The following is a 706-nucleotide window of genomic DNA, read 5'->3' on the forward strand; positions in this document are numbered from 1 at the left end:
GCGTGGCCTCGACTTCAGGTGCGCAGGCGACAGGATCGTTCCAGGGCAGGTCGACAACCGGCTCAGGCGCCGGGGCCTCGACCGGCTCGGGTACACGTTCAGGCGCTGGCTCTGGTTCGGCAACAGGTTCAGGCTCGGCAACCACTGGCGCTGGCGCCGCAACCGGTGCAACAGCCATGACCGGCGCAGCCTGGGTGGCGGCTGCCACCGTGCTTGCAGAATCAGCTGTGGCCTGGCTGATCCCCACCGGCTTTAGCACCGGTTTCGGCGCATCGTCGGTATCGGCGGGGCGGAACGCCAGCATCCGCACCAGGACCATCTCGAAGCCACCACGCGGATCCGGCGCCAATGGCAGGTCGCGTCGACCGATCAGCCCCATCTGGTAGTAGAACTGCACATCCTCGGACGGCAATGCCTGAGCCAGGGCCAGGACCCGATCGCGATCACCCTGACCGTTATCGACCGCCTCCGGCAGTGCCTGGGCAATGGCCACGCGATGCAGCACATTGAGCATCTCGGCCAGCACGCCATTCCAGTCCGGCCCCTGTTCCGCCAGGTGCCGAACGGCTTCGAGCAAGGCCCGGGCGTCCCCTTCGAGCAGGGCCTGCAGCACGCCATACACCTGGCCATGATCCAGGGTGCCGAGCATCGCCCGCACATCCGCTGCCAGTACCTTGCCTTCACCAAAGGCGATGGCCTGGTCGGT

The 706-nt window shown here is 67.0% G+C and carries 1 pseudogene; it reads right to left on the bottom strand.

Features of this window, described 5'->3' with window-relative positions:
• Window positions 1-706: pseudogene (locus A9O67_RS05760) on the bottom strand (hypothetical protein); the annotation flags it as partial.

The organism is Tepidimonas fonticaldi (assembly GCF_001675355.1).
In the GTDB taxonomy this organism is placed as follows: domain Bacteria; phylum Pseudomonadota; class Gammaproteobacteria; order Burkholderiales; family Burkholderiaceae_C; genus Tepidimonas; species Tepidimonas fonticaldi.